This is a genomic window from Zavarzinella formosa DSM 19928, assembly GCF_000255705.1.
GTDB lineage: Bacteria > Planctomycetota > Planctomycetia > Gemmatales > Gemmataceae > Zavarzinella > Zavarzinella formosa.
Window position 1 is genome coordinate 1,105,125 of the sequence record NZ_JH636439.1, and the last position, 19,004, is coordinate 1,124,128.

16 protein-coding genes are annotated in these 19,004 nt (G+C 58.5%); 11 read left to right on the forward strand and 5 right to left on the reverse strand.

Going from position 1 to position 19,004, the window contains the following annotated elements; genetic code table 11:
- Positions 1-267 precede the first annotated feature (267 nt).
- Both BGIM_RS0105405 and BGIM_RS0105410 read right to left on the reverse strand, forming a co-directional pair.
- Entirely contained in the window at positions 268-1,632 is a 1,365-nt protein-coding gene (locus BGIM_RS0105405) for a cytochrome b6 (RefSeq protein WP_052639755.1), read from the reverse strand.
- Between the two features lie 224 nt (positions 1,633-1,856).
- Positions 1,857-3,116, reverse strand: a complete 1,260-nt coding sequence (locus BGIM_RS0105410) for an MFS transporter (RefSeq protein ID WP_020468779.1) — start codon at positions 3,114-3,116, stop codon at positions 1,857-1,859.
- A 283-nt stretch (positions 3,117-3,399) separates the two neighbouring features.
- Between BGIM_RS0105410 and BGIM_RS48805 the strand changes: the two genes are divergently transcribed.
- Entirely contained in the window at positions 3,400-3,687 is a 288-nt protein-coding gene (locus tag BGIM_RS48805) for an EF-hand domain-containing protein (protein ID WP_020468780.1), read from the forward strand.
- Positions 3,688-3,770: 83 nt separating this feature from the next.
- Here the strand turns inward: BGIM_RS48805 and BGIM_RS0105420 are convergent, their stop codons facing one another.
- The 3 genes from BGIM_RS0105420 to BGIM_RS48815 all read right to left on the reverse strand — a co-directional run bounded on the left by BGIM_RS0105420 (position 3,771) and on the right by BGIM_RS48815 (position 7,848).
- A complete protein-coding gene (locus BGIM_RS0105420; protein ID WP_157368622.1) occupies positions 3,771-4,064 on the reverse strand; it encodes a hypothetical protein in 294 nt (97 codons plus the stop codon).
- Positions 4,065-4,467: 403 nt separating this feature from the next.
- On the reverse strand, positions 4,468-6,642 hold the full coding sequence (locus tag BGIM_RS56980; RefSeq protein ID WP_020468782.1) for a bifunctional serine/threonine-protein kinase/formylglycine-generating enzyme family protein: 2,175 nt from the start codon (positions 6,640-6,642) through the stop codon (positions 4,468-4,470).
- Positions 6,643-6,762: 120 nt separating this feature from the next.
- Positions 6,763-7,848 (reverse strand): mechanosensitive ion channel family protein, encoded by a 1,086-nt coding sequence (locus BGIM_RS48815; protein ID WP_157368623.1) that lies wholly within the window; start codon positions 7,846-7,848, stop codon positions 6,763-6,765.
- A gap of 597 nt (positions 7,849-8,445) precedes the next feature.
- On the opposite strand from BGIM_RS48815, the gene BGIM_RS0105440 reads away from it, so the two are divergent.
- The 10 genes from BGIM_RS0105440 (at position 8,446) to BGIM_RS0105495 (ending at position 18,995) form a co-directional block, all read left to right on the forward strand.
- Positions 8,446-9,699: an RNA polymerase sigma factor gene (locus BGIM_RS0105440; RefSeq protein WP_040888218.1), complete on the forward strand. Its 1,254-nt coding sequence runs from the start codon at positions 8,446-8,448 to the stop codon at positions 9,697-9,699.
- Between the two features lie 206 nt (positions 9,700-9,905).
- Complete coding sequence (locus BGIM_RS0105450; RefSeq protein ID WP_020468786.1) at positions 9,906-10,673, forward strand: YciI family protein; 768 nt, start codon at positions 9,906-9,908, stop codon at positions 10,671-10,673.
- A gap of 106 nt (positions 10,674-10,779) precedes the next feature.
- Positions 10,780-11,208 carry a VOC family protein gene (locus BGIM_RS0105455; protein ID WP_020468787.1) on the forward strand — a complete coding sequence of 143 codons (429 nt, stop codon included), beginning with the start codon at positions 10,780-10,782 and terminating at the stop codon, positions 11,206-11,208.
- A 91-nt stretch (positions 11,209-11,299) separates the two neighbouring features.
- Positions 11,300-11,827 (forward strand): hypothetical protein, encoded by a 528-nt coding sequence (locus BGIM_RS0105460; RefSeq protein ID WP_020468788.1) that lies wholly within the window; start codon positions 11,300-11,302, stop codon positions 11,825-11,827.
- Between the two features lie 490 nt (positions 11,828-12,317).
- On the forward strand, positions 12,318-13,424 hold the full coding sequence (locus BGIM_RS0105470) for a DUF1559 family PulG-like putative transporter (protein WP_052639667.1): 1,107 nt from the start codon (positions 12,318-12,320) through the stop codon (positions 13,422-13,424).
- 33 nt (positions 13,425-13,457) lie between these two features.
- Entirely contained in the window at positions 13,458-14,369 is a 912-nt protein-coding gene (locus BGIM_RS0105475; RefSeq protein WP_020468791.1) for a DUF1559 family PulG-like putative transporter, read from the forward strand.
- Positions 14,370-14,380: 11 nt separating this feature from the next.
- Positions 14,381-14,854 (forward strand): transthyretin-like family protein, encoded by a 474-nt coding sequence (locus BGIM_RS56985; RefSeq protein WP_157368624.1) that lies wholly within the window; start codon positions 14,381-14,383, stop codon positions 14,852-14,854.
- Between the two features lie 22 nt (positions 14,855-14,876).
- Positions 14,877-16,442, forward strand: a complete 1,566-nt coding sequence (locus tag BGIM_RS0105485) for a DUF1549 and DUF1553 domain-containing protein (protein ID WP_020468793.1) — start codon at positions 14,877-14,879, stop codon at positions 16,440-16,442.
- Between the two features lie 28 nt (positions 16,443-16,470).
- Positions 16,471-17,760 (forward strand): DUF1501 domain-containing protein, encoded by a 1,290-nt coding sequence (locus BGIM_RS0105490; protein WP_020468794.1) that lies wholly within the window; start codon positions 16,471-16,473, stop codon positions 17,758-17,760.
- Positions 17,757-18,995 (forward strand): CREC-EF hand family protein, encoded by a 1,239-nt coding sequence (locus BGIM_RS0105495; protein ID WP_020468795.1) that lies wholly within the window; start codon positions 17,757-17,759, stop codon positions 18,993-18,995. The genes BGIM_RS0105490 and BGIM_RS0105495 overlap by 4 nt, the downstream gene beginning before the upstream one ends.
- The last annotated feature ends 9 nt before the right edge of the window (positions 18,996-19,004 follow it).

Genomic DNA, 19,004 nt, shown 5'->3' on the forward strand with positions numbered 1-19,004 from the left:
AGTGCGTGAATGAAAAAAGCTCTGTCAGCTTGACTGACAGAGCTTTTTTCATTCACGCCGATGGGATCAGACTTTGGAAGTTTTCACTCATCGCATTTGCCTGTCCGGTCGGACCATTGGGACATCACCCTTCCCACATTCGGCATTCCTTCTTTAACGCAGCTATTATCCTCGAACGCTTCCAAGTTCACCAAGCTCAGAACGGCAGGTTTTGCCAATCGTGTCGTTTTGTTTCTCAAAATCTGATCGGATTGCAAAATCCTGAGCTTATAACGCCCGGAGGAAAGCCACGAGATCTTTTTTCTCCTGAGCGCTCAGTTTCAATTCCAACACCAAGTTGAAGAACTCGACCGTGTCATCCAGCGTCATCAGACGATCATCGTGCAGATAGGGAGGCGAGTCCTTGATGCCGCGGAGCGGGAAAGTCTTGATCGGGCCATCGGCCGACGCCTTGCGGCCGTTGACCGTGATCTCCTTGAAGAACCGCTCGACCTTCAGGTTGTGCATGAGGTTGTCGGTGTAGTACGGCGGCGTATGGCAGGTGGCGCACTGACCCTTTCCAAAGAAAATCTCCTGGCCTCGCAACTCGTTCTCAGTGGCCTTGGCGGGATTGAGCTTGCCGAAGACATTCAGTTTCGGCGCGGGCGGGAAGTCGAGCAAGGCTTGGAATTCCGCCATGAAATGTACTTGGCTGCCGCGTTCTAGGACGTTTGTGCCTTTCCTCGCCGCATCCGCCGGAATGCCATCAAAATAGGCGGCACGCTGCTCAAACTCGGTGAAGTCTTCCACGGTCTTGAGCGCCCGTTGGGAGCCGAAGAGGCGCTGGACATTGACACCCCGCAACGTGGGGGTGTCGATCCGGTGGCGATGCTCATTTGGCCGGATGTCGCCGACCGTGTGGGTGGAGGCGTTCGTATGGCCATTAGCGTGGCAGTCGAAGCACGCGGCGCCTTGATGGGCCTTCAGGCTCCGGCGATCCTCGGTGGCATTGAACTGTTGCTGGGGGAACGGCGTGACCAGCAACCGTAGACCTTCGAGTTGTTTCGGATTCAGAATGTCCTTGAACATCTCGTTGAAGTTGGTGAGCGTCACCAGCTTCCCTTTCGACACGTCGCCCAAGTCGGGCCGCGTCGTCAAGTAGATCGCTGCCGGGAACTCGGGCAGGAAGTGATCCGGCAGGTCAAAATCAAGGTCGAAACGAGTCAGGTCACGGTCGGTTTGTTTCTTGGTCTCTTCAATGAGGAATTTGGGGAAGATCATGCCACCTGCCTCATGGTGGGGGTGTGGCAAGGGAAGGAACCCGGCCGGCCAAACGGACTTGTCCTTGATCTCTTCCGGCGTCATGCCGGCGAGCTTTTCCCAAGTCATGCCGGCGGGCAGTTTGACGCGCACGCCCTCTTGCACCGGCTTGCCCCGAGACATGACCGTCTCTTTGGAGGGCCGGTCCGCCAGATCATAACGTTCCGCGAGCAATGCTTGTTGCCTTGCTGCAAATTTGGGCTTCTCCGTTTGAAGTCGCTTGACGAGCGAGGGGAAGTCTTCCTCCTCCGCCCAGGCAGTCAGCGCCAAGCCGACAACCGCCGTCAAGGACAGTGTGGCGAAGGCCCATTGGATTCGAGACCTGGCTGGCATGGAGAGCTCCATTGAGAATGAGTTGTGTCTGATTCCCGTGACGCACGCACGGTCGAAGGCTGCGGCACAATGGCGAGGCACGCCTCGGCACTGAGGCGTTAATAAAAGTATAGACTGCCTTACGCATCAAAATCCCGCGGGTCATGCCTTGTCCATGACTCATCGGCATTTCGCCGAAGTCCGGCCGCCGACCGGCTCTCTCGAATTGCCGGGGCTTTGACGATTCAGCCCAGCCGGTCCGCCTTGCGAAGCGACGGAAACAACCATGCCCACAGCCCCGTCACGAACAGCGAACCGGCTCCCCCAAAGGCCACCGCCCCGACCGGGCCAAGGAACCGGGCCGTGACCCCGCTCTCGAACTCCCCCAACTCATTTGACGCCCCGATGAACAATGTCGAAACGGCCGACACCCGTCCGCGCATCCGATCCGGAGTGGCAATCTGCACCAAACTCTGGCGGGTGAACACCGACACCATGTCCGCGCCCCCCAGAATCGCCAGACACATCATCGAAAGCGGCAACGAACGCGAATAAGCAAACACAAATGTCATCAGCCCGAACACCCCGACCGCCATGAACATCTTGATTCCAATGCGGCTGCGAATCGGCCGGATGGCGAGGCACCCCGCCATGAGCAACGCCCCGACCGCCGGGGAACCCCGCAGCAAGCCGAAACCTTGCGGCCCGACATCCAACACGTCGCGGGCGAACACCGGAAGCAACCCGGTCGCCCCGCCGAGCAGGACGGCGAACAAGTCGAGCGAAATCGCCCCCAACACCAGTTTGTTCTCCCAAACATAGCCAAGACCCTCCCGGATCTGGGCAACCCGCGACCGCCCTGCCTCAATGACCGGCCGGGTGTTGGCTCGAATCATCAGCGAGCAAATCGCCGCGCAGAGGTACAACCCCGCACACACGCCATATCCGAGAACCGGAGAGACGGCACATAGCATGCCGCCAAGGGCGGGGCCGGTGATGCTGGCCACCTGGGCGACCAGTGAATTGGTGGCGATCGCGCGAGGAAGCAACCGAGGAGGCACCAACATCGGGCCGAGCGCGCTTGCCGTTGGCTGGAAGAACGCCCTCGCGCTGCCGAACAACGCGGACAGGGCAAAGACCGGCCACAACCCTCCGCCGAACTCGGAATGGAAAGCCAGTCCCGCGGAACTCAGGAGTTGGGCCAGATAACACAATGTCAGGATAAGACGGCGGTTGTACCGGTCAGCCGTTTCACCCGCGACAAGAGTCAGGCAGAACAGCGGGAGGAACTGGGCCAGGCCGATCATGCCCACCGCGAACGATGCTTCCGCGACAGACATCGCCTGGCGGGCGATTTCGTAAACCTGCCAGGCGATGATGACGGCCTGCGAAGTGTTGGCGAGGGTGCCGAAGAATCGCCCGGTCAGGTAAAACACATATGGGCGGCGACCCAACAGCGATGAATTGTCATCAACCGACTGATCCGGGGCGGAGATAAGGGGCATTCGCCTGTTTCCGGGGTGAACATGGCTCGCATCATTGGCCATCGAACAAAGTGAACGGCGGCAGCGGATCATCCTACGCCGACCGCCCTCGTCGCCAACCGCTTCCTTCCGCTCAGAATCCAACAGCAATAGGGGATGTTCTCGCCCGAAGGCGACCAGGCAAATCGAATGATCAGATCGCAATGGCTCTGTCACCGCACGAACGGTCCGAAAATTGCACATCATTCAGGAAAGGAGCCTCTAACTCTCAAGGACTTTGGGATGGCACGACCGGAGAACCACCATGATTATCAACGAACACCGACATATGATCGTCGATCAGATAACGTCCTTTGTGAGTGACCGATTCCATGGCGATTACAAGGCCGCCTTCGATGACTACGACATCAACGGAGACGGATTGATTGACAAAGCAGAGTTGAAGAGATTGTTGACCCACGCCGGAATCGGCTCCGGGTTGACTCGCTGGCTTTGGGCAGACGGCATCATCGCAGAGACGGACATGGACGGAGATGGCGCCATTTCTTGGCAAGATTTCATCGGAACATACGAAGCGGAATTACGAAACTGAATTTCCATGAAGGCATGCGAAGTTGTTCAATGCTGTGCGGCACGATCTACCCCATTCCACCAATTCGGGTAACACGATGCCGCTCAATTTTCCCGGATCACGGGCTCGTCCGCATCGTCTGTTTTGCCGGATTTGACCTTTGACACAAACTCCCGCAGTTTTTCCATGCCTCGTTCCGCGACACCCCGCAAGTCTTCGACATGTCTTGCGGCTCTCGGATCAGGCCCGATGCAACCGGTCAAAATCGCGGCATAACCCTGAACTGACTGGAGGATGTGAAGGACATCCATCGCCAAGGCCAGCGAGTCGCGTACAGCCTCGGCACGGATCCGGTTCTCGGCTTGTTCGGTGAGCTGTTTCGCTTCGTCAGGCGTCATGGTTTGGTCCGGGAGAGGTTCATTGAAAAATGATAGTTCATGCAAGCGAGGCATCGTCAACATCTTCCCAATTTCGGCCCCATCGATCTGATGTCCGTTTCGGAGTATCGACATTAAAGTCGCTTGAATTTTGCCCAATCACTCACCAGAGCAATCAAGCGAGTTTTGGTTGTTTGAACCTGAAAAAGCCGTGAACGAAGACAACATCAGAAGAATGGGCAAGCTGCGAAACATTACGTTTCTCGAAGGATGACATTACTTCCCCGAGCAGGGTTGAAGCCATCTGCCGTCTCGCTAATTCTCTTACTTGGCCGTCGCAGGGACGTGATGGCTTCGGGGGTGCGGCTTGGGCCGTTCGCCATGGATGGCAGCCCCCGTTTTCATTTCTTGCGGCCATGCGTGTTTAATCCGCCGGGACGATTACCAAGCGGCAGCCCAGAGTTGATCGCCGGTCTGCCGGTCCACACGCGCCGAGAAATGAACACCGGCAACTGGCGGCGATGTCCACCCAGCCACCGCCTTTGGTCGCCTTGATGTCGCTTCCCGGACTGTAGGCATTGTCGCACCACTCGTTCACGTTGCCGACCATATCGTAAAGGCCCAATGGGTTCGGCTTGTACGAACCCACCTTGGCCGGACGTTGAAGCCCTTCCTCCGGACCGGAAAAGACATTCGCCTGCTCAGGTGCCAATTGATTTGTCGGCTTGGCGAAGTAAAAATCAAACTCACTGTTCGACTTGTCCGCCTGCGGCCCGCCACGGCAGGCATACTCCCATTCCTGACTCGTGGGCAGGCGGTAGATCCAGCCTTTTTGGCCATCCTTTTTGTTCAATAGCGTCAAGAACGCCCGCGTTTCATCCCATGACATGTTCTCGGCCGGGAAGCGTTTCAAATCCTCTTCCTTGATGTCCTTCACTGCAACTTGGCTATCGCCCGTCCGCGAGAACTCACTTGGATTCTTTCCCGTTATCTTTGTCCATTCCTCTTGCGTCACTTCGTATTTGCCAATGTAAAAATCGCGGGCGAACTCGGCCTTGGTGTGTCCCGGTGCCCCGTCGCCACCGCCGAGCCATCCGGCTCCCTTCGGAACCTTCACGAACTCCATGCCGAGCGAGTTCGCGAAAGTCGGCGGTAAGGGGGCTGTCTTCGGATTGCCAAGCAACGCGGTCACCGGTTTGCTTTTTTCTTCAGGAGCCACGACGACCGGTGGCTTGCCCTTGTCATCGGGAGCCGCTCCGATCGGCGGCTTGTCCTTGTTGTCGGGAATTGCAAGGGTTGGAGACTTGCCCTTGTCGTCGGGAAATACGACAGCCTTAGACTTGTCCTTATTGTCGGCAGACGCCGCCACAGGCTGGTCGGGAATTTTGGTTTTGGCTTCAGGTTCCGTGCCATCTTTGCTCATCTGCTTAATGACAATAAACCCGCCGACCAACAGCAGCAACAAGACGGGCGCGGCGATGAGCCACGCTTTGCTTCTTCCCGCCCGGACGGGTTCTCTCTCCGATTTGGGCGGAAGCATCAACGGCGTTTGGGAGTCGTCATGAAGAAGTCGTTGCAATTCCTCGGCGACGGCCCCGGCGGTCGGCGGGCGTGAGTCGCGATTTTTTTCCAGCAAGCGGTGGATCAGAACGGCGAGGCCCGGCGGGCAGTCAGGCCGCAGGGTCATCACCCGCTCTGGTTCCTCGGTGGTGACATTGATCAGGGTGGCCAACACCGTCAGGCCAATAAACGGCGATTTGCCCGTCGCCAGTCGATACAGCAGCACACCCAAACTAAACAGGTCGCATCGGTGATCGATGGGGCCGCCATCCGCTTGTTCCGGGGCCATGTAGGCCGGGGTGCCGATCAGTGCGCCGACGCCGGTCATGTCGCTGTCGGTTTCGGTCGGACGCACCAGGCCGAAGTCAAGGATCTTCACCCGGCCGCCCGGAGACTCCAGCCACACGTTCGCTGGCTTGATGTCCCGGTGGATCATTTTTTTCGCATGAGCGGCCGCCAAGCCAAGGGCAATTTCGCGGCCGATCCGCATGACCCCTTTCCAGTCAAGCGGCCGACCGGCTTTCAATGAGTCTTCTAGTGATTCGCCTTCCAGCAACTCCATGGCCAGCCATGTCGTGCCATCCGGTTCTTGGTCGGCGGCGTAAATCGTGGCAACGTGGTCGTGCTTGACGGCCGCCATTGCCTTCGCTTCCCGCAAGAAGCGGGCGCGGGCTTCCGGGTTGGCCGAAATCTCCGGCCGCATCACTTTGACGGCGACCTCGCGGTCGAGCCGGGAATCCATGCCCAAGTACACGGTCCCCATGCCTCCCTGGCCGAGTTTCCTGCGGATCGCATACGCACCGAGTTTCGTCGGTTCCGGGGCGGACGACGGGACAGAGGAGGCTGACCCGGCCGATCTCGGTTGCGTGAAAGTGCCCGCCACGCCCGATTCAAAGTTGATGCTTTGCAAAACCCGAGCCGCCTCCGGCGACAGTTCTGACGCTGACCGGCAGAAGTCCTCCGGCGTCAGATTTGGATTCTGGCTGCGGGCGGCCAGAAACTGCTTGACGGCTTGTTCCGGCGTGCTTCCTGGTGTCATGGCTCGCGTCTCCGTGAATCAAAGCAGGATACCAGACTGCGAACCAAGCGGGAATGATAAACGCAGGGCTAAGAATCAGTGAGGATGAAAAAACATGAGCCCGGATTTTGAACCCATTCATTAATCATGGCCTGCCTGGCGATCCCCAAGCCCGGCGGCGGCCGCTTCCGGAGAAAGGCTTCCATTCTTTTGACTGCCGACCGCTTCCACCCGGCGCAAGGGTAAATGTCCCTGACCGCGTGATTGCAGCCATGTCAGCAATTGCTCACGGACATAACACCGCAAGTCCCAAAGTCGGCCGCTGTCTGAGGCGCTAATCAAGGCCCGGAGCTCCACTTTGTCTCCGGACAGATCGGTGACTTGGAGATTTTGGGTCTTGCCGTCCCACAAATCGCTTGCGTCCAAGACTCGTTTTAACGCATCACGGAGTTCTTGCACGGGAACGGTGAAGTCGGCGTATAGCATGACCGTTCCCATCATCTCCGATGATCGTCGGGACCAGTTTTGGAATGGTTTTTCCACAAAGTAACTCACCGGCAGAATCAACCGGTGAAGATCCCAAACCTTCACGACAACGTGAGTGAGATTGATCTCCTCGACGATTCCGAATTCGCCCTCGACCACCACTGTGTCGCCAATGCGAACCGGCTCGGCAAAGGCCAGTTGCAGACCGGCCAGCACATTGCCCACCGTCCGTTGAGCCGCCAGCCCGAGAATGACGCCAGCCACGCCAGCCGAGGCCAGAAGACTGACGCCGACCTCTTGAACCGCTCGAAATTGGAGCAATGTCAGGGCAACGCCGGCCACGCCAAGCAAGAATTGAAGGATTCGAGAAGGCACGGAGATTCGCGTGGTGATGGAGCGGATCTTCCCCGGATCTTTGGTCCGGCCGACCAAAACGGCCTGCAGATATTCCTTTGTCACCCCGACCAGCCGAATCGCGAGCAGAGTCGCCACGGCGGCCAGAACGATATTGCAAACAGTCCGCACCCCGCCGCCGTACTCCGCCGGAAATTCAAGCACTTCAATCCCGATTCTTGCGGCGGCAACCATGATAATGAGGCCGACGGGGGCGGTGAGGCGGCGTTCAAATCCTTCAGCCCAAACGACGCTGGGCACATGCGCCCGCATTCGACGCAATATGAGGAGGGAAGGCCATCCAGAGAGCCAGCCGATCAGCCAGCCGAATGCGGTGAAAATACCCAAGGCGGCCCATCGACCGGCGGTTGCCCCCAAGAATGTCGGACCGCCCAACCAGATATTTGTGGGGTCCGAAAACCAGTTTGATATTTGCGCCAGCATAAGGCCGCCACCCTCCGATCAATCGACAACACAATGAAGGGCGGGGATAGCAAAATCAGCGCCGAGTGACTCACAATGAAAGAATGGCATTTGCTTTTTGCTCTTGATTGGCCCCAATCCGGAAGAAAACGCAGCAGTGGATGAAGGGTTCTTCATTCTGAATATTTCTCAAGGCCGATGAGTCATCGCAACCGTGGCCCATACGAAGGAAACCCTTTTCCTTGATGGGGGAACCTCGCTTCATGGCCTCATGAAATTGTTGACGCCAAGTCGGCTGGCGGGCGTGAGCCAGTTGCCTGATGGAAGAATCGACGCGCGGGCCTGTGATCGAATAAACAATTTCACAACTGACATTTCACTCGCATGGGTCGCACATTACTTTCTCACTCTCCCACTTCATCCATGAGGAGGCACATTGGAAGTGCCCCATAAACGGTGGGCACATTCTCGCTTCATCATTCGTGACGGCAGTTGCGAATGATGAAGCGACTCAGACGGGAGATGAGCAACGTGCCACCATCCGCAACGGACATCCATCAATTGATCGAGGAGACATACCGCTCCGAATCTCGTCGTGTGTTCGCCTCGCTTGTGCGGTTTTTGCGGGATTTCGATCTGGCCGAGGAAGCCATGCACGAGGCGTTTGCGGCGGCGGTCGAACGATGGCCGCGGGAAGGTCTTCCGGACAACCCGCGGGCTTGGCTGGTATCCGCCGGTCGGTTTAAAGCCCTTGACGCGCGCCGCCGTCTCAGCCACTTCAACACTCTCCAACCGGAACTTGCCGGAAGATTGGCGGAAATCGCCGAGTCCAACACCGCGCGAGTAGACCGGGCGATTGAAGACGACCGCTTGGGGCTTGTCTTCGCCTGTTGCCATCCGGCGATCGATCTTTCGGCGCAGATTCCACTCACGTTGCGGGAAGTGTGCGGGTTGACGACGGAAGAGATTGCCGGGGCATTCCTGACCCTGCCGGCGACAATGGCCCAGCGGATTGTGCGGGGCAAGGCCAAGGTCCGCGACGCGGGTATCCCCATTGCCATCCCGGCGGCCGACGAGCTTTCGGAGCGATTGGGATCAGTGCTGACCGTCATCTATTTGGTGTTCAACGAAGGTTATTCAGCCACCTCGGGCGAAGCGATCACGCGAGCGGATCTGTCGGGCGAAGCCATCCGCTTGGGGAGGCTCGTGGTCGAGTTGTTGCCCGAACCGGAGGCCATTGGCCTGCTCGCGCTCATGCTTCTCCAAGAGTCCCGCCGACGTGCGCGATCAACGACGGACGGCGACATCATTCTCCTTGAGGAGCAGGACCGCTCTGCATGGGATACCCGCCTCATTGCGGAAGGGCGGTCCTTGGTCGATCAATCACTGAAAGCCCTGAAATTTGGACCTTACACGCTACAGGCGGCCATCGCCGCCGTCCATGCGGACGCACCGACGGCGGCGGCCACCGACTGGGGGCGAATTGCATCTCTATATGACGCCCTGATCGTCTTGAACCCATCGCCAGTGGTGGAATTGAACCGGGCTGTTGCCGTGGCGATGCGCGATGGTCTCGCCGCCGGATTGAATGTCATCGATTTGATCCTAGGTCGCGGCGACCTCGCCGAATACCATCTTGCCCACGCTGCCCGCGCCGATTTGCTTCGCCGATTGGGAAGAAAAGATGAAGCCCGTGTGGCCTACGAACGGGCGCTCACTTTGGCGCAACAAGAGCCGGAGCGAAGATTCCTGATGAAGCGACTTTCGCAACTCTGATGATTCCACCGCTCGCATGACTTGCTCCGCGCCGGTGGCCGCTCGTCGCCGTCAGGCGTTTGAAAAAAAATCCGACTCATGTCGATTGGCGGCCGACCCGTTCGACTAATGGGTGACGAGCGGGACGGCAGGTTTGGGATTATCACTTGGTCGAACAAATTCGACATGAAATCGAGTGCAATCGTTAGATATCACGGGGGAATGCGATGAAATACATGTTGCTCATGTACGGCGGCGAGAATTGCTGGACGGACGAGGAACGCAAAGACTGCATGATTGGATGCCTGAAGATCTGTGAAGAACTGGCCGCCCAAGGGAAATTCATCGCGACCTCACCGCTTCAACCAATCACCACGGCCGCCACGGTTCGCGTGCGGGATGGACGGACGCTCATCACCGACGGTCCGTTCGCCGAAACCACGGAACATCTTGGCGGTTACTTTGTGCTTGATCTTGCCGACATTGACGAAGCGATTGAGATCGCCAGCCGACTCCCGCCGATCAACAAGGGTACGGCCGAAATCCGGCCGTTGCTTTCCATCGATGGCTTGCCACCGGCACGGCCGTTCCCGGTCGGCTCCGTTGACCCAAATGGCACACCGTACATGCTCATTTGTTACGACGATGAAACCAAATGGCGGGAAGCCGACTCGTCAGTTCTGCGGGAAGCGATGGTGGAAGCCGCCTTGCTCGCCCGACGATTGAGTGACGCCGGAAAATACCTGAATGCCTCGCCGCTCCAGTCGGCCTCGACGGCTGCCTGTGTGCGGGTACGCGATGGCAAGCGGCAGGTCACCGCTGGCCCGTTCGCCGAAACGCATGAAGTGCTTGGCGGCTTCTACCTAATTCTGGCTGAATCCCACGAGGCGGCACTCCGTGTCGCAGCCCAGCATCCCGGCGCCCGGCTTGGCTCGGTCGAGGTGCGACCGCTGTTCGATTTTTCCGAGTTGCAATATTCCGTTTCGATTTCGTGAGCCATGTCGATTTACGACCGGCCCGTTCGACTAGTTTGCGGGTCGAGAGAAGGACAGACCAACGAGTCGCCCGAGATTCATTACCAACCACATAACGAGGTTCAAAATGCCTGACACCACCATCTCGCCGTACTTGTTCTTCGGAGGCCATTGCGAAGAGGCCATCGAATTTTACCGCACGGCCTTGGGCGCGGAAGTCGACATGATGATGCGGTTCGATGAAAGCCCGGAGCCGACCCCGCCCGGAATGCTTCAGCAAGGTTTTGAAAAGAAGATCATGCACGCCTCGTTCCGCATCCGGGGGATTTGCCTCATGGCCTCCGACGGATGCGACGACAAGTCGAAGTTCGATGGCTTTCGGCTCGCCCTCACGCTCCCGACCGAGGCCGACGCGAAGCATTCCTTTGACGCGCTCGCCGACGGCGGCAGCGTGCAGATGCCGCTCGCCAAAACCTTTTGGTCACCCTGCTACGGCATGGTCACCGACCGTTTTGGTTTGGGCTGGATGGTGATGGTTCTCAATGCCACATGCTGATGGTGTTGACGCCGAGATGATTTGATCCTTGCGCACAACCCCGCACTGGCGGGAGTTCTGTTTCGCCCCTTTTTCTAAATTGGAGTTTGAGATGATGAAGCAAATGATGATCGCCGGACTGATGCTGGTTGTCGCTTCCGCCGGTCGTGGCGAAGAAGCAACCGCCAAGGCTCAACCCGCCGACCAGAAGTTCGAGAAGCTGAAGAAATTGGTCGGCACTTGGGTGGAGGCCGACAAGGATGGCAAACCGACCGACAAAGTGGTATCGGTCGTCAAAGTGACCGCTGGCGGCTCTGCCATTCAAGACACACAGTTTCCGGGCCAGCCGATGGAGATGGTTTCGGTCTACCATTTGGACAAGGGTGATCTCTTGATGACCCACTACTGCGTCTTGGGCAACCAACCGCGGATGAAGGCCGACCTGACCGCCCCGGCGAACCAGATCCGCTGGAAGTTCGCCGGTGGCACGAACTTGGACCCGGCCAAGGACACCCACATGCACGGGGCGACCGTCACCTTCCTTGATGACGATCACATCGAGATTGCCGGAGAAGCCTGGGAAGGCGGCAAGCCGTCCGAGAGCCACTGCGGCCAGATGAAACTCGTCCGCAAGAAGTAAGTTTGTCGATGATGATCCGAACAGAACATGGAGGTCTGGATCGGCGGGGGCCGTCAGAACAGCCCCGCTGATTTCTTACAAAGGCCCTGCCTCACACATGGCGTGAGGCAGGGCTTAAAGTCGGAGCGGACAATCAAACCGCATTGGCCATCACATTCATTTCCTCTTCGGCGATCATGGCGAATTTTTTGTCTGCCGCCCCCGCGTTTTCGGACTGTCGGAGATGCAAACTCCATCCATCAATCATTGGCTTGGTGGCCACTTCTTGATCGGCATCGACCAAAAAATGTTCTGTCTTGTGTCAGATCATATGTGTCCGACCCAGAGTCCGTTTTCAGAGGGACCTGCTTCAGAATCGGCGTGATTTTGTCGGTAATTTCCGCGAAACAAGCTTTTTTTCGATCACATCTGGTTTGGAAAAACGTTCTGAGAACCGGTTCTTCTCAGCGTTTAATCATTCGGCATGAGAAATGCCTTAGTGTTGGCCGTCATGCGAAACCGCTGCGAAAGCGGAGTGGGGTTGATTGATTTTCCTCCCTCACCCGGCCGGTTGAGTCTTCCCCTCTGCGTGCGTGTGACACTCATATCCAAGGTGTTTTTCTCCAAGGGATTCCGCACCATGAAGCCGTTTCACGGTCGTCGGGGGTTCACGCTCATTGAACTCCTTGTCGTCATTGCGATCATCGCCATTCTGATCGGTTTGTTGCTGCCGGCCGTTCAGAAAATCCGGGAGGCCGCCAACCGGATGAAATGCTCCAACAATTTGAAGCAGATCGGCCTCGGATTCCACAACGCAGCGGCGGCCAATGACAGCGCCTTTCCGGCGGTGAATTACACCGTGACGACGGGCAGCATTGTGTCGGTGAGTTCGGCCCTGCGAACGGTGTTGCCATACTTGGAACAGGACAATGCCTATCGAAATTTAGACCTGACGCTTGGCTTCTCACATCCGAATAATGCCGCCTCCATCGGCACCCGGATTTCGGGCTTTATTTGTCCGAGCACTCCCAACGGCGGGCGAATGATTACGGGGACGGCCACCGCCGCGAACGGCGGGCTGGCTTATTCGGCCGCCCCGACGGATTACATCTTTTGCAATCAGATCACCGCCAATGCCGCGGTGATCGCCGAACTGACCGCCTACAACCCGACCATTTATCCAGCCTCCGGAGCCACCGGCACAGGGGACAGTGGCTGGAACACATACATTCTCCAAAGCACTCCCCGGCCTATTTCCGCAGTCACCGACGGTTTGTCGAATTCGTTCTTGGGAATCAACGAAATCGCGGACAAGCCCAATGTCTGGCGCGCCGGCAAACTCTATTCGACTGCAACCACCAACACAAGCGGGTCCGGGGCTTGGGCGGCTGATTCTTACAATTCTCCCCGCAGTTATTTGGCGGATGGTTCAGCCGCTCCCGGACCTTGCATGATGAATTGCTCGAATTCAGCGGCGGTCTACAGTTTCCACACCAATGGGTGCAACTTTGTCATGGGTGATGGTTCCGTGCGATTTCTGACGCAGGGCACGGACAAATGGGTGGTCTATGCCCTCATGACTTGCCACGCCGGCGAAACGTGGGGCATGTTGCCGTAACTTGTCCAATCATTACCCAAACGGATGACAACCATGAATCAGAATTCATGCCGGAACGGCCGCACAGTCGTCTCCCTTGTGGTGACGCTGACGCTGACGGCCGGGGTGATTGGCGTGACCCTTCCGGCCATCGCCAAAACCAAAACCGACGCCGACCGAGAACGATGCCGGGATAACTTCCGAAAGATCGGCCATGCGGTCATCGATTATGCCGACCATCACGATGGCCGGTTGCCGGGCGTCTATTCGGCCAGCGCCACCAGCGGGGGAATCTTTCCGCAGATTTTGACGTATCTCGGCGAAGGGAAACTGGCCAAATCATTGGAAAGCACTGGCAAGCCCTGGCACGACCCGGCCAATGCCGAAACGATTGCCACCCGGTTGACAGTGGCCCAATGCCCGGCCACCCCGGAACCGGATCGTGTGCTGAGTGGAATGCGCGAGACCCACGCCTTCAAGGCGGCCCCGACGGATTACACCGGCGTGCCGCTCATCACCGAGGCCATCCGGGACATATTCCCGCCCGGCCATGATCGTAGCGGAACCCTTGCTTACAACGACACCGACCGCCGGACCTTTGCGGATGTGAGCGACGGACTTTCCACCACGTCAATGGGCATCGTGGAAATCGCGGACAAACCCAATCGGTGGAATCTCAACAAGAAAACCACCCGCGAAAACATGGGCAATGGGGAAGGCACTTGGGTGGCGAACGGCTTCAACGCCCCGCGTGGATATTCGTGGGACGGCACCAAGGCTCCCGGCCCGTGCGCGATGAATTGTTCCAATTCGGCCGCTGTTTATAGCTTCCATCCGGATGGTTGCAATTTCCTGATGGCCGATGGCTCGGTGCGGTTTCTGAACAAGAGCATTGATGTGTGGCTTTTCTACGCGGTTCTCACCCGGCGCGGCGGCGAAATGCTCCGCGAGGCGGATTTTGAATAATGAGGAAAATCATGAAGATTCGCCCCGAGGGGTGGATGCTATTGTTGGGTGTTGTTTTGTTCCCGACAGGTTGCTCTGACACGAAAAAGGAGAAGCCCGTCTTCAAGGTTCATGGCAAACTAACTTTCGAGGGCAAGCCAATGGCCAAGGTGGAAATCGCTTTCGTGGCTGTCGCCCAAGACCAACGGGAAGTCCAGCCCAGAGCCACGGCCGACGAAAATGGTATGTATGTGCTGAGTGCCTATCGCGATCAGGATGGCGCTCCGGCGGGCGAGTATCTGGTGACGATTTACTGGCCGGGGCCGCGAAAGCCCTCGGTCAAAACGGATACGAAAACCGGGGGAGCCGCACCCGATAGTCCCGAGGCTGAGGATGAAGCAATGGCTCCCGACCGCCTGAAGAACGTCTATCGGTTCGCCCACACCACCAAGTTGAAGGCCGCCGTGGCTGAAAAAGACAATGAGATCGATTTCAAACTTCCCTGACGCACTCCGGAGAGCAAACCAGATGAGACGACGATTGGCATTGGTCGGCATCCTCCTGTTCGCATCCGGCGTGATGGCGGGTGAAACGGGAGTGCTGACCAAAAAAATAGACGAACGACTCGCCAAGGTTTGGAAGGAAGCCGGTGTCGAGCCATCGGCGATGACCGACGACGCCACCTTTCTCCGGCGAGTGTCGCTTGACCTGATCGGCCGTATTCCGACGGTCGCGGAGTCGCGAGAATTCCTGGCCGATTCCCGGCCGGACAAGCGATCCCGATTAGTGGACAATCTGCTCGATTCTCCCGGCTACGCAAACCACTTTGCCACCTCTTGGCGGCGAACATGGATGCCGCAAGCCGACACGCGGCAATTCTCCCGGCTCGGGGATGATTTCGAGGACTGGCTGGTTTCCCGCTTGCGGCAGAACACAGGTTATGACCGGATGGTTCAGGAATTGTTGACCGTCCCAACCGGCACGGCCTATCGCCGGGGTTTCCAACCCGTCTCGCCGGAGGCTTCCCCAGTGGGGTTCTTCGTGGCCAGCGAGCAAAAGCCGGAGAATTTGGCAGCCAACACCGCCCGCGCCTTTCTTGGAATCAATCTCGATTGCGCCCAATGTCATAACCACCCCTTTGCCCGGCGGACCCGCGACCAGTTCTGGCAGACAGCTGCGTTCTTCGCCAAGCCGACCGGCGGTTCCGACACGATGCCGGCCAAACTGGAACTCGGCATCCCGGACACCAAAAAAACCGTTTCGGCCAAATTGCTGACCGATGGAAAACTCAACTGGCCCGTCAAGCTGGAAACCGACACCGGCCGGGAATTGTTGGCCAAATGGGTAACCGAGAAAGAGAATCCGTACTTTGCGAAAAACGCCGTCAATCGTCTGTGGGCACACTTCTTCGGCATTGGCATCGCGGAACCGCTGGATGATCTCAGCGGAGATAACCCACCGAGCCATCCCGAATTGCTGGACGATCTGGCGGCTTCGTTTGCCGAAAGCAAATATGACCTGAAATCGATCATCAAAAGTCTGGTGTTGAGCCGGGCCTACCAGCTTTCCAGCACGGGAAGCCCTGCCTCGATGGGGACAGACGAAACCCGCCTGTTCAACCGGGCGCCCGTTCGCGGTCTCACCGGGGAACAGTTGTTCGACAGCCTTCGCCTCGCCGCCGGATTGCCGGCCGAGCGGAGCGACCGTGTGGACTTCACCGCCGAAATCATGAACCAAGGCGGAACTCGCGGTCGCAAGGCGTTTGCCGCCCGTTTCTTGATTGATCGCCCCGTGACGGCGCAACGCTCCATTGTGCAGGCCCTGTCCCTGATGAATGGCCGATTGACCGGTGATCTCTCCACAGCCGACAAAAGCCCGGCGTTGGCCGCGGCCGCCGATGCCCCGTTTTTGGACACCAAGGGCAAGGTTGAAACACTGTTCTTTGCCACATTGGGTCGCAACCCCACCGAGGCTGAGTTGGTTGCCTTGGTGAAACATGTGGACTCGGGTGGAGCCGAAAAGAACCCGACGAAAGCCTTGGCCGATGTGTTTTGGGCGTTGCTGAACTCCAGTGAATTTAACACCAACCATTGATCCCCCGGTATTCCCCAAGGAGTGAGACATGATTCGTTCCGTTGATATTTCCCGGCGGGATCTGCTCCGCACGGCGGGCGTCGGCTTCGCGGCCGCCTGGTCGTCGGGCTGGTTCAACCGGCTGGCTGCCGAGACGGCCGCCGATCCGCGTCGGCAAAAATCCGTCATTCTGTTATGGATGAACGGCGGCCCGGCCACCATCGACATGTGGGACTTGAAGCCCGGCCACGCCAACGGCGGACCGTTCCAAGAAATCGAAACCGCCGCCCCCGGCGTGAAGATCTCCGAGAACCTGCCGAAGCTTGCCAAGTGGACCAAGGACATGGCGCTGATTCGCTCCATGACTGGCAAAGAAGGGGATCACGGCCGGGCCACCCAGTTCGCCATGACGGGCTATTCCCCGGTGGGGGCCATCCAGTTCCCGGCGGTCGGCTCGTTGGTCGCCCATGAAATTGGCCGGGAAAACATCGACCTTCCCGGCTTCGTGTGCATCGCCCCGGCCCGCAATGGCATGACCTTCGGCGGCGGGTTCTTGGGGCCGAAGTATTCCCCGCTGGCCATCGGTGAGGAAGGCGGCACCCTCGACGGCCTCAAGGTTCCCGATCTTGACCGGCTGTCGGGCGTGAGTGCCACGGCCCAAGGGGACCGGTTGAATCTATTGAACGGCTTGGACAAAGAATTCGCCGGGAAGCGAACCAGTCCCGTGGTGGCTGGCCTGCAATCCGCGACGACACGGGCGGTTCGGTTAATGAGTCCCGAGGCGGCCGGGGCATTCCGCATTGAGGACGAAAAGGAGACCACCCGCACGGCTTACGGTCGAAATCTTTTTGGACAGGGCTGTCTGCTCGCCCGGCGTTTGGTCGAACGCGGCGTCGCTTTCGTCGAAGTGACCCTCGGCGGTTGGGACACACATCAGAACAACTTTGAGCGGGTGAAGGATTTGTCCGGCACGCTCGACAACGCTTTCGCCGCCCTCTTGGGTGATTTGAAAGAACGGGGCCTGTTGCAATCGACGCTCGTTGTTTGCATGGGCGAATTCGACCGCACGCCGAAGATCAACGGGGCCAAGGGCCGGGATCACTGGCCAAGTTCGTGGACGGCCGTGATGGCCGGAGCGAACGTCAAGGGCGGCCAGACGGTCGGCAAGACCAGCGCCGACGGCACGACGGTCGAGGATCGCAAGACGACTGTGCCGGACATGATCGCCACGATGTGCAAATCCCTCGGCATTGACCCGACCAAGCAAAATATGTCCAATGTCGCCCGGCCCATCCGCATTGCGGACCCGAGCGCGAAGCCCATTGAGGGGATCGTATGACCGGCCGGTTTTCGTTGCTCGCCGTCGTGCTGACGGCGGGCGTTTTGTTGGCCGATGAATCGAAACCCCGGCCCAAGGTCGCCGTCGGCCCTCGGGCCGATCATCTGGATCTGATCGCCCTCGCCGGGGATCGCGTTCTGCGAATCCAATTCCAAGTGGAGATCGACGGGAAATCTGTTTGCGCTCTTCAAGACGAGGCGTTCGCCAAGTTGTTCGCCTTCGTGGATCGGGACGGCAACGGCGTGATCGACCAAAAAGAAGCGGTTCGTTTGCCGAGCGCGTTTTCGCTTCGTCAAAACATCTGGGGCCAGTTCGGCCCTTATGGGGGGCAGGCGCCGTCATGGACGGAACTAGATGCAGATGGCGACGGCAAACTCACTCTTGCCGAACTGATTGATTTCCACCGTCGGGCGGGGCTGGGGGGCACGGTGATCGGGATTGGCCGTTCGGCCAACGCCGACGTGCTTTCCTCGACGATCTTGAAGGCTCTCGACACGGACGGGGACAAGATTGTCACCGCCAAAGAGTGGCAGGCCGCTCCGGCGATGCTTTCCAAGTTTGATCGCAACGACGACGAAATGGTCAGCCCGGCCGAACTCGTCTCCAAAGTCGCCTATCCGGGCGCCATCGGGGCCACGATGCTCCCGGCTCCCTCGCCGGAAGATCGGCCGGCCAAAATCATCGACGAGATGCCGCTCATCACTCTTCCGCTCCGACTGAATGACACTCATTGGGCGACGGTCTTGATCGCCCGGCGGGACGCGAACAAAGACGGTAAACTGGACCGTCCGGAATCCGACTTGGATGCCGCGACATTCGAGAAACTGGACACAGATAAAGATGGCAAACTCGGCCCGGCCGAATTGCTGGTGTGGCGAACCTTGGAACCGGACATCCGTTGCCGTGTCATGCTCGGCGAATCGAAGGAAGGCAAGCCAGCGTTTGAAATCATCGGCTCCCCCAAGGGGGCGACGATTCGGAACGAACGCTTCGATCTGGCCGTTGGCAACCTCCGATTGGAAGTCCGACATGATGTCGGCAAACTGCCATCGGCCCTTGCCGCCGCTCGCAAGCGGATCGTTGATCGATTCACCCAAACCGACGTGAACGGCGACGGCGTGATCGATGAAAAGGAAGCCGCCGCCCCCGCCCGTAATGGCGATTTGGTTCCGCTGCTCGCTTTCGCGGATCGTGATGCCGATGGCAAATTGACACGCAAGGAGTTCGACGCCTAGCTCGACCTT

Bases quoted from the DNA above. Each gene is read 5' to 3' on its own strand.
- BGIM_RS0105475 (WP_020468791.1), top strand. From the start codon at position 13,458: ATGAATCAGAATTCATGCCGGAACGGCCGCACAGTCGTCTCCCTTGTG.
- BGIM_RS0105455 (WP_020468787.1), top strand. From the start codon at position 10,780: ATGCCTGACACCACCATCTCGCCGTACTTGTTCTTCGGAGGCCATTGC.
- BGIM_RS56985 (WP_157368624.1), top strand. From the start codon at position 14,381: ATGAAGATTCGCCCCGAGGGGTGGATGCTATTGTTGGGTGTTGTTTTG.
- BGIM_RS0105410 (WP_020468779.1), bottom strand. From the start codon at position 3,116: ATGCCCCTTATCTCCGCCCCGGATCAGTCGGTTGATGACAATTCATCG.
- BGIM_RS0105460 (WP_020468788.1), top strand. From the start codon at position 11,300: ATGATGAAGCAAATGATGATCGCCGGACTGATGCTGGTTGTCGCTTCC.
- BGIM_RS0105470 (WP_052639667.1), top strand. From the start codon at position 12,318: ATGCGAAACCGCTGCGAAAGCGGAGTGGGGTTGATTGATTTTCCTCCC.
- BGIM_RS0105490 (WP_020468794.1), top strand. From the start codon at position 16,471: ATGATTCGTTCCGTTGATATTTCCCGGCGGGATCTGCTCCGCACGGCG.
- BGIM_RS0105495 (WP_020468795.1), top strand. From the start codon at position 17,757: ATGACCGGCCGGTTTTCGTTGCTCGCCGTCGTGCTGACGGCGGGCGTT.
- BGIM_RS0105420 (WP_157368622.1), bottom strand. From the start codon at position 4,064: ATGACGCCTGACGAAGCGAAACAGCTCACCGAACAAGCCGAGAACCGG.
- BGIM_RS48805 (WP_020468780.1), top strand. From the start codon at position 3,400: ATGATTATCAACGAACACCGACATATGATCGTCGATCAGATAACGTCC.
- BGIM_RS0105440 (WP_040888218.1), top strand. From the start codon at position 8,446: ATGAGCAACGTGCCACCATCCGCAACGGACATCCATCAATTGATCGAG.
- BGIM_RS56980 (WP_020468782.1), bottom strand. From the start codon at position 6,642: ATGACACCAGGAAGCACGCCGGAACAAGCCGTCAAGCAGTTTCTGGCC.
- BGIM_RS0105485 (WP_020468793.1), top strand. From the start codon at position 14,877: ATGAGACGACGATTGGCATTGGTCGGCATCCTCCTGTTCGCATCCGGC.
- BGIM_RS0105405 (WP_052639755.1), bottom strand. From the start codon at position 1,632: ATGCCAGCCAGGTCTCGAATCCAATGGGCCTTCGCCACACTGTCCTTG.
- BGIM_RS0105450 (WP_020468786.1), top strand. From the start codon at position 9,906: ATGAAATACATGTTGCTCATGTACGGCGGCGAGAATTGCTGGACGGAC.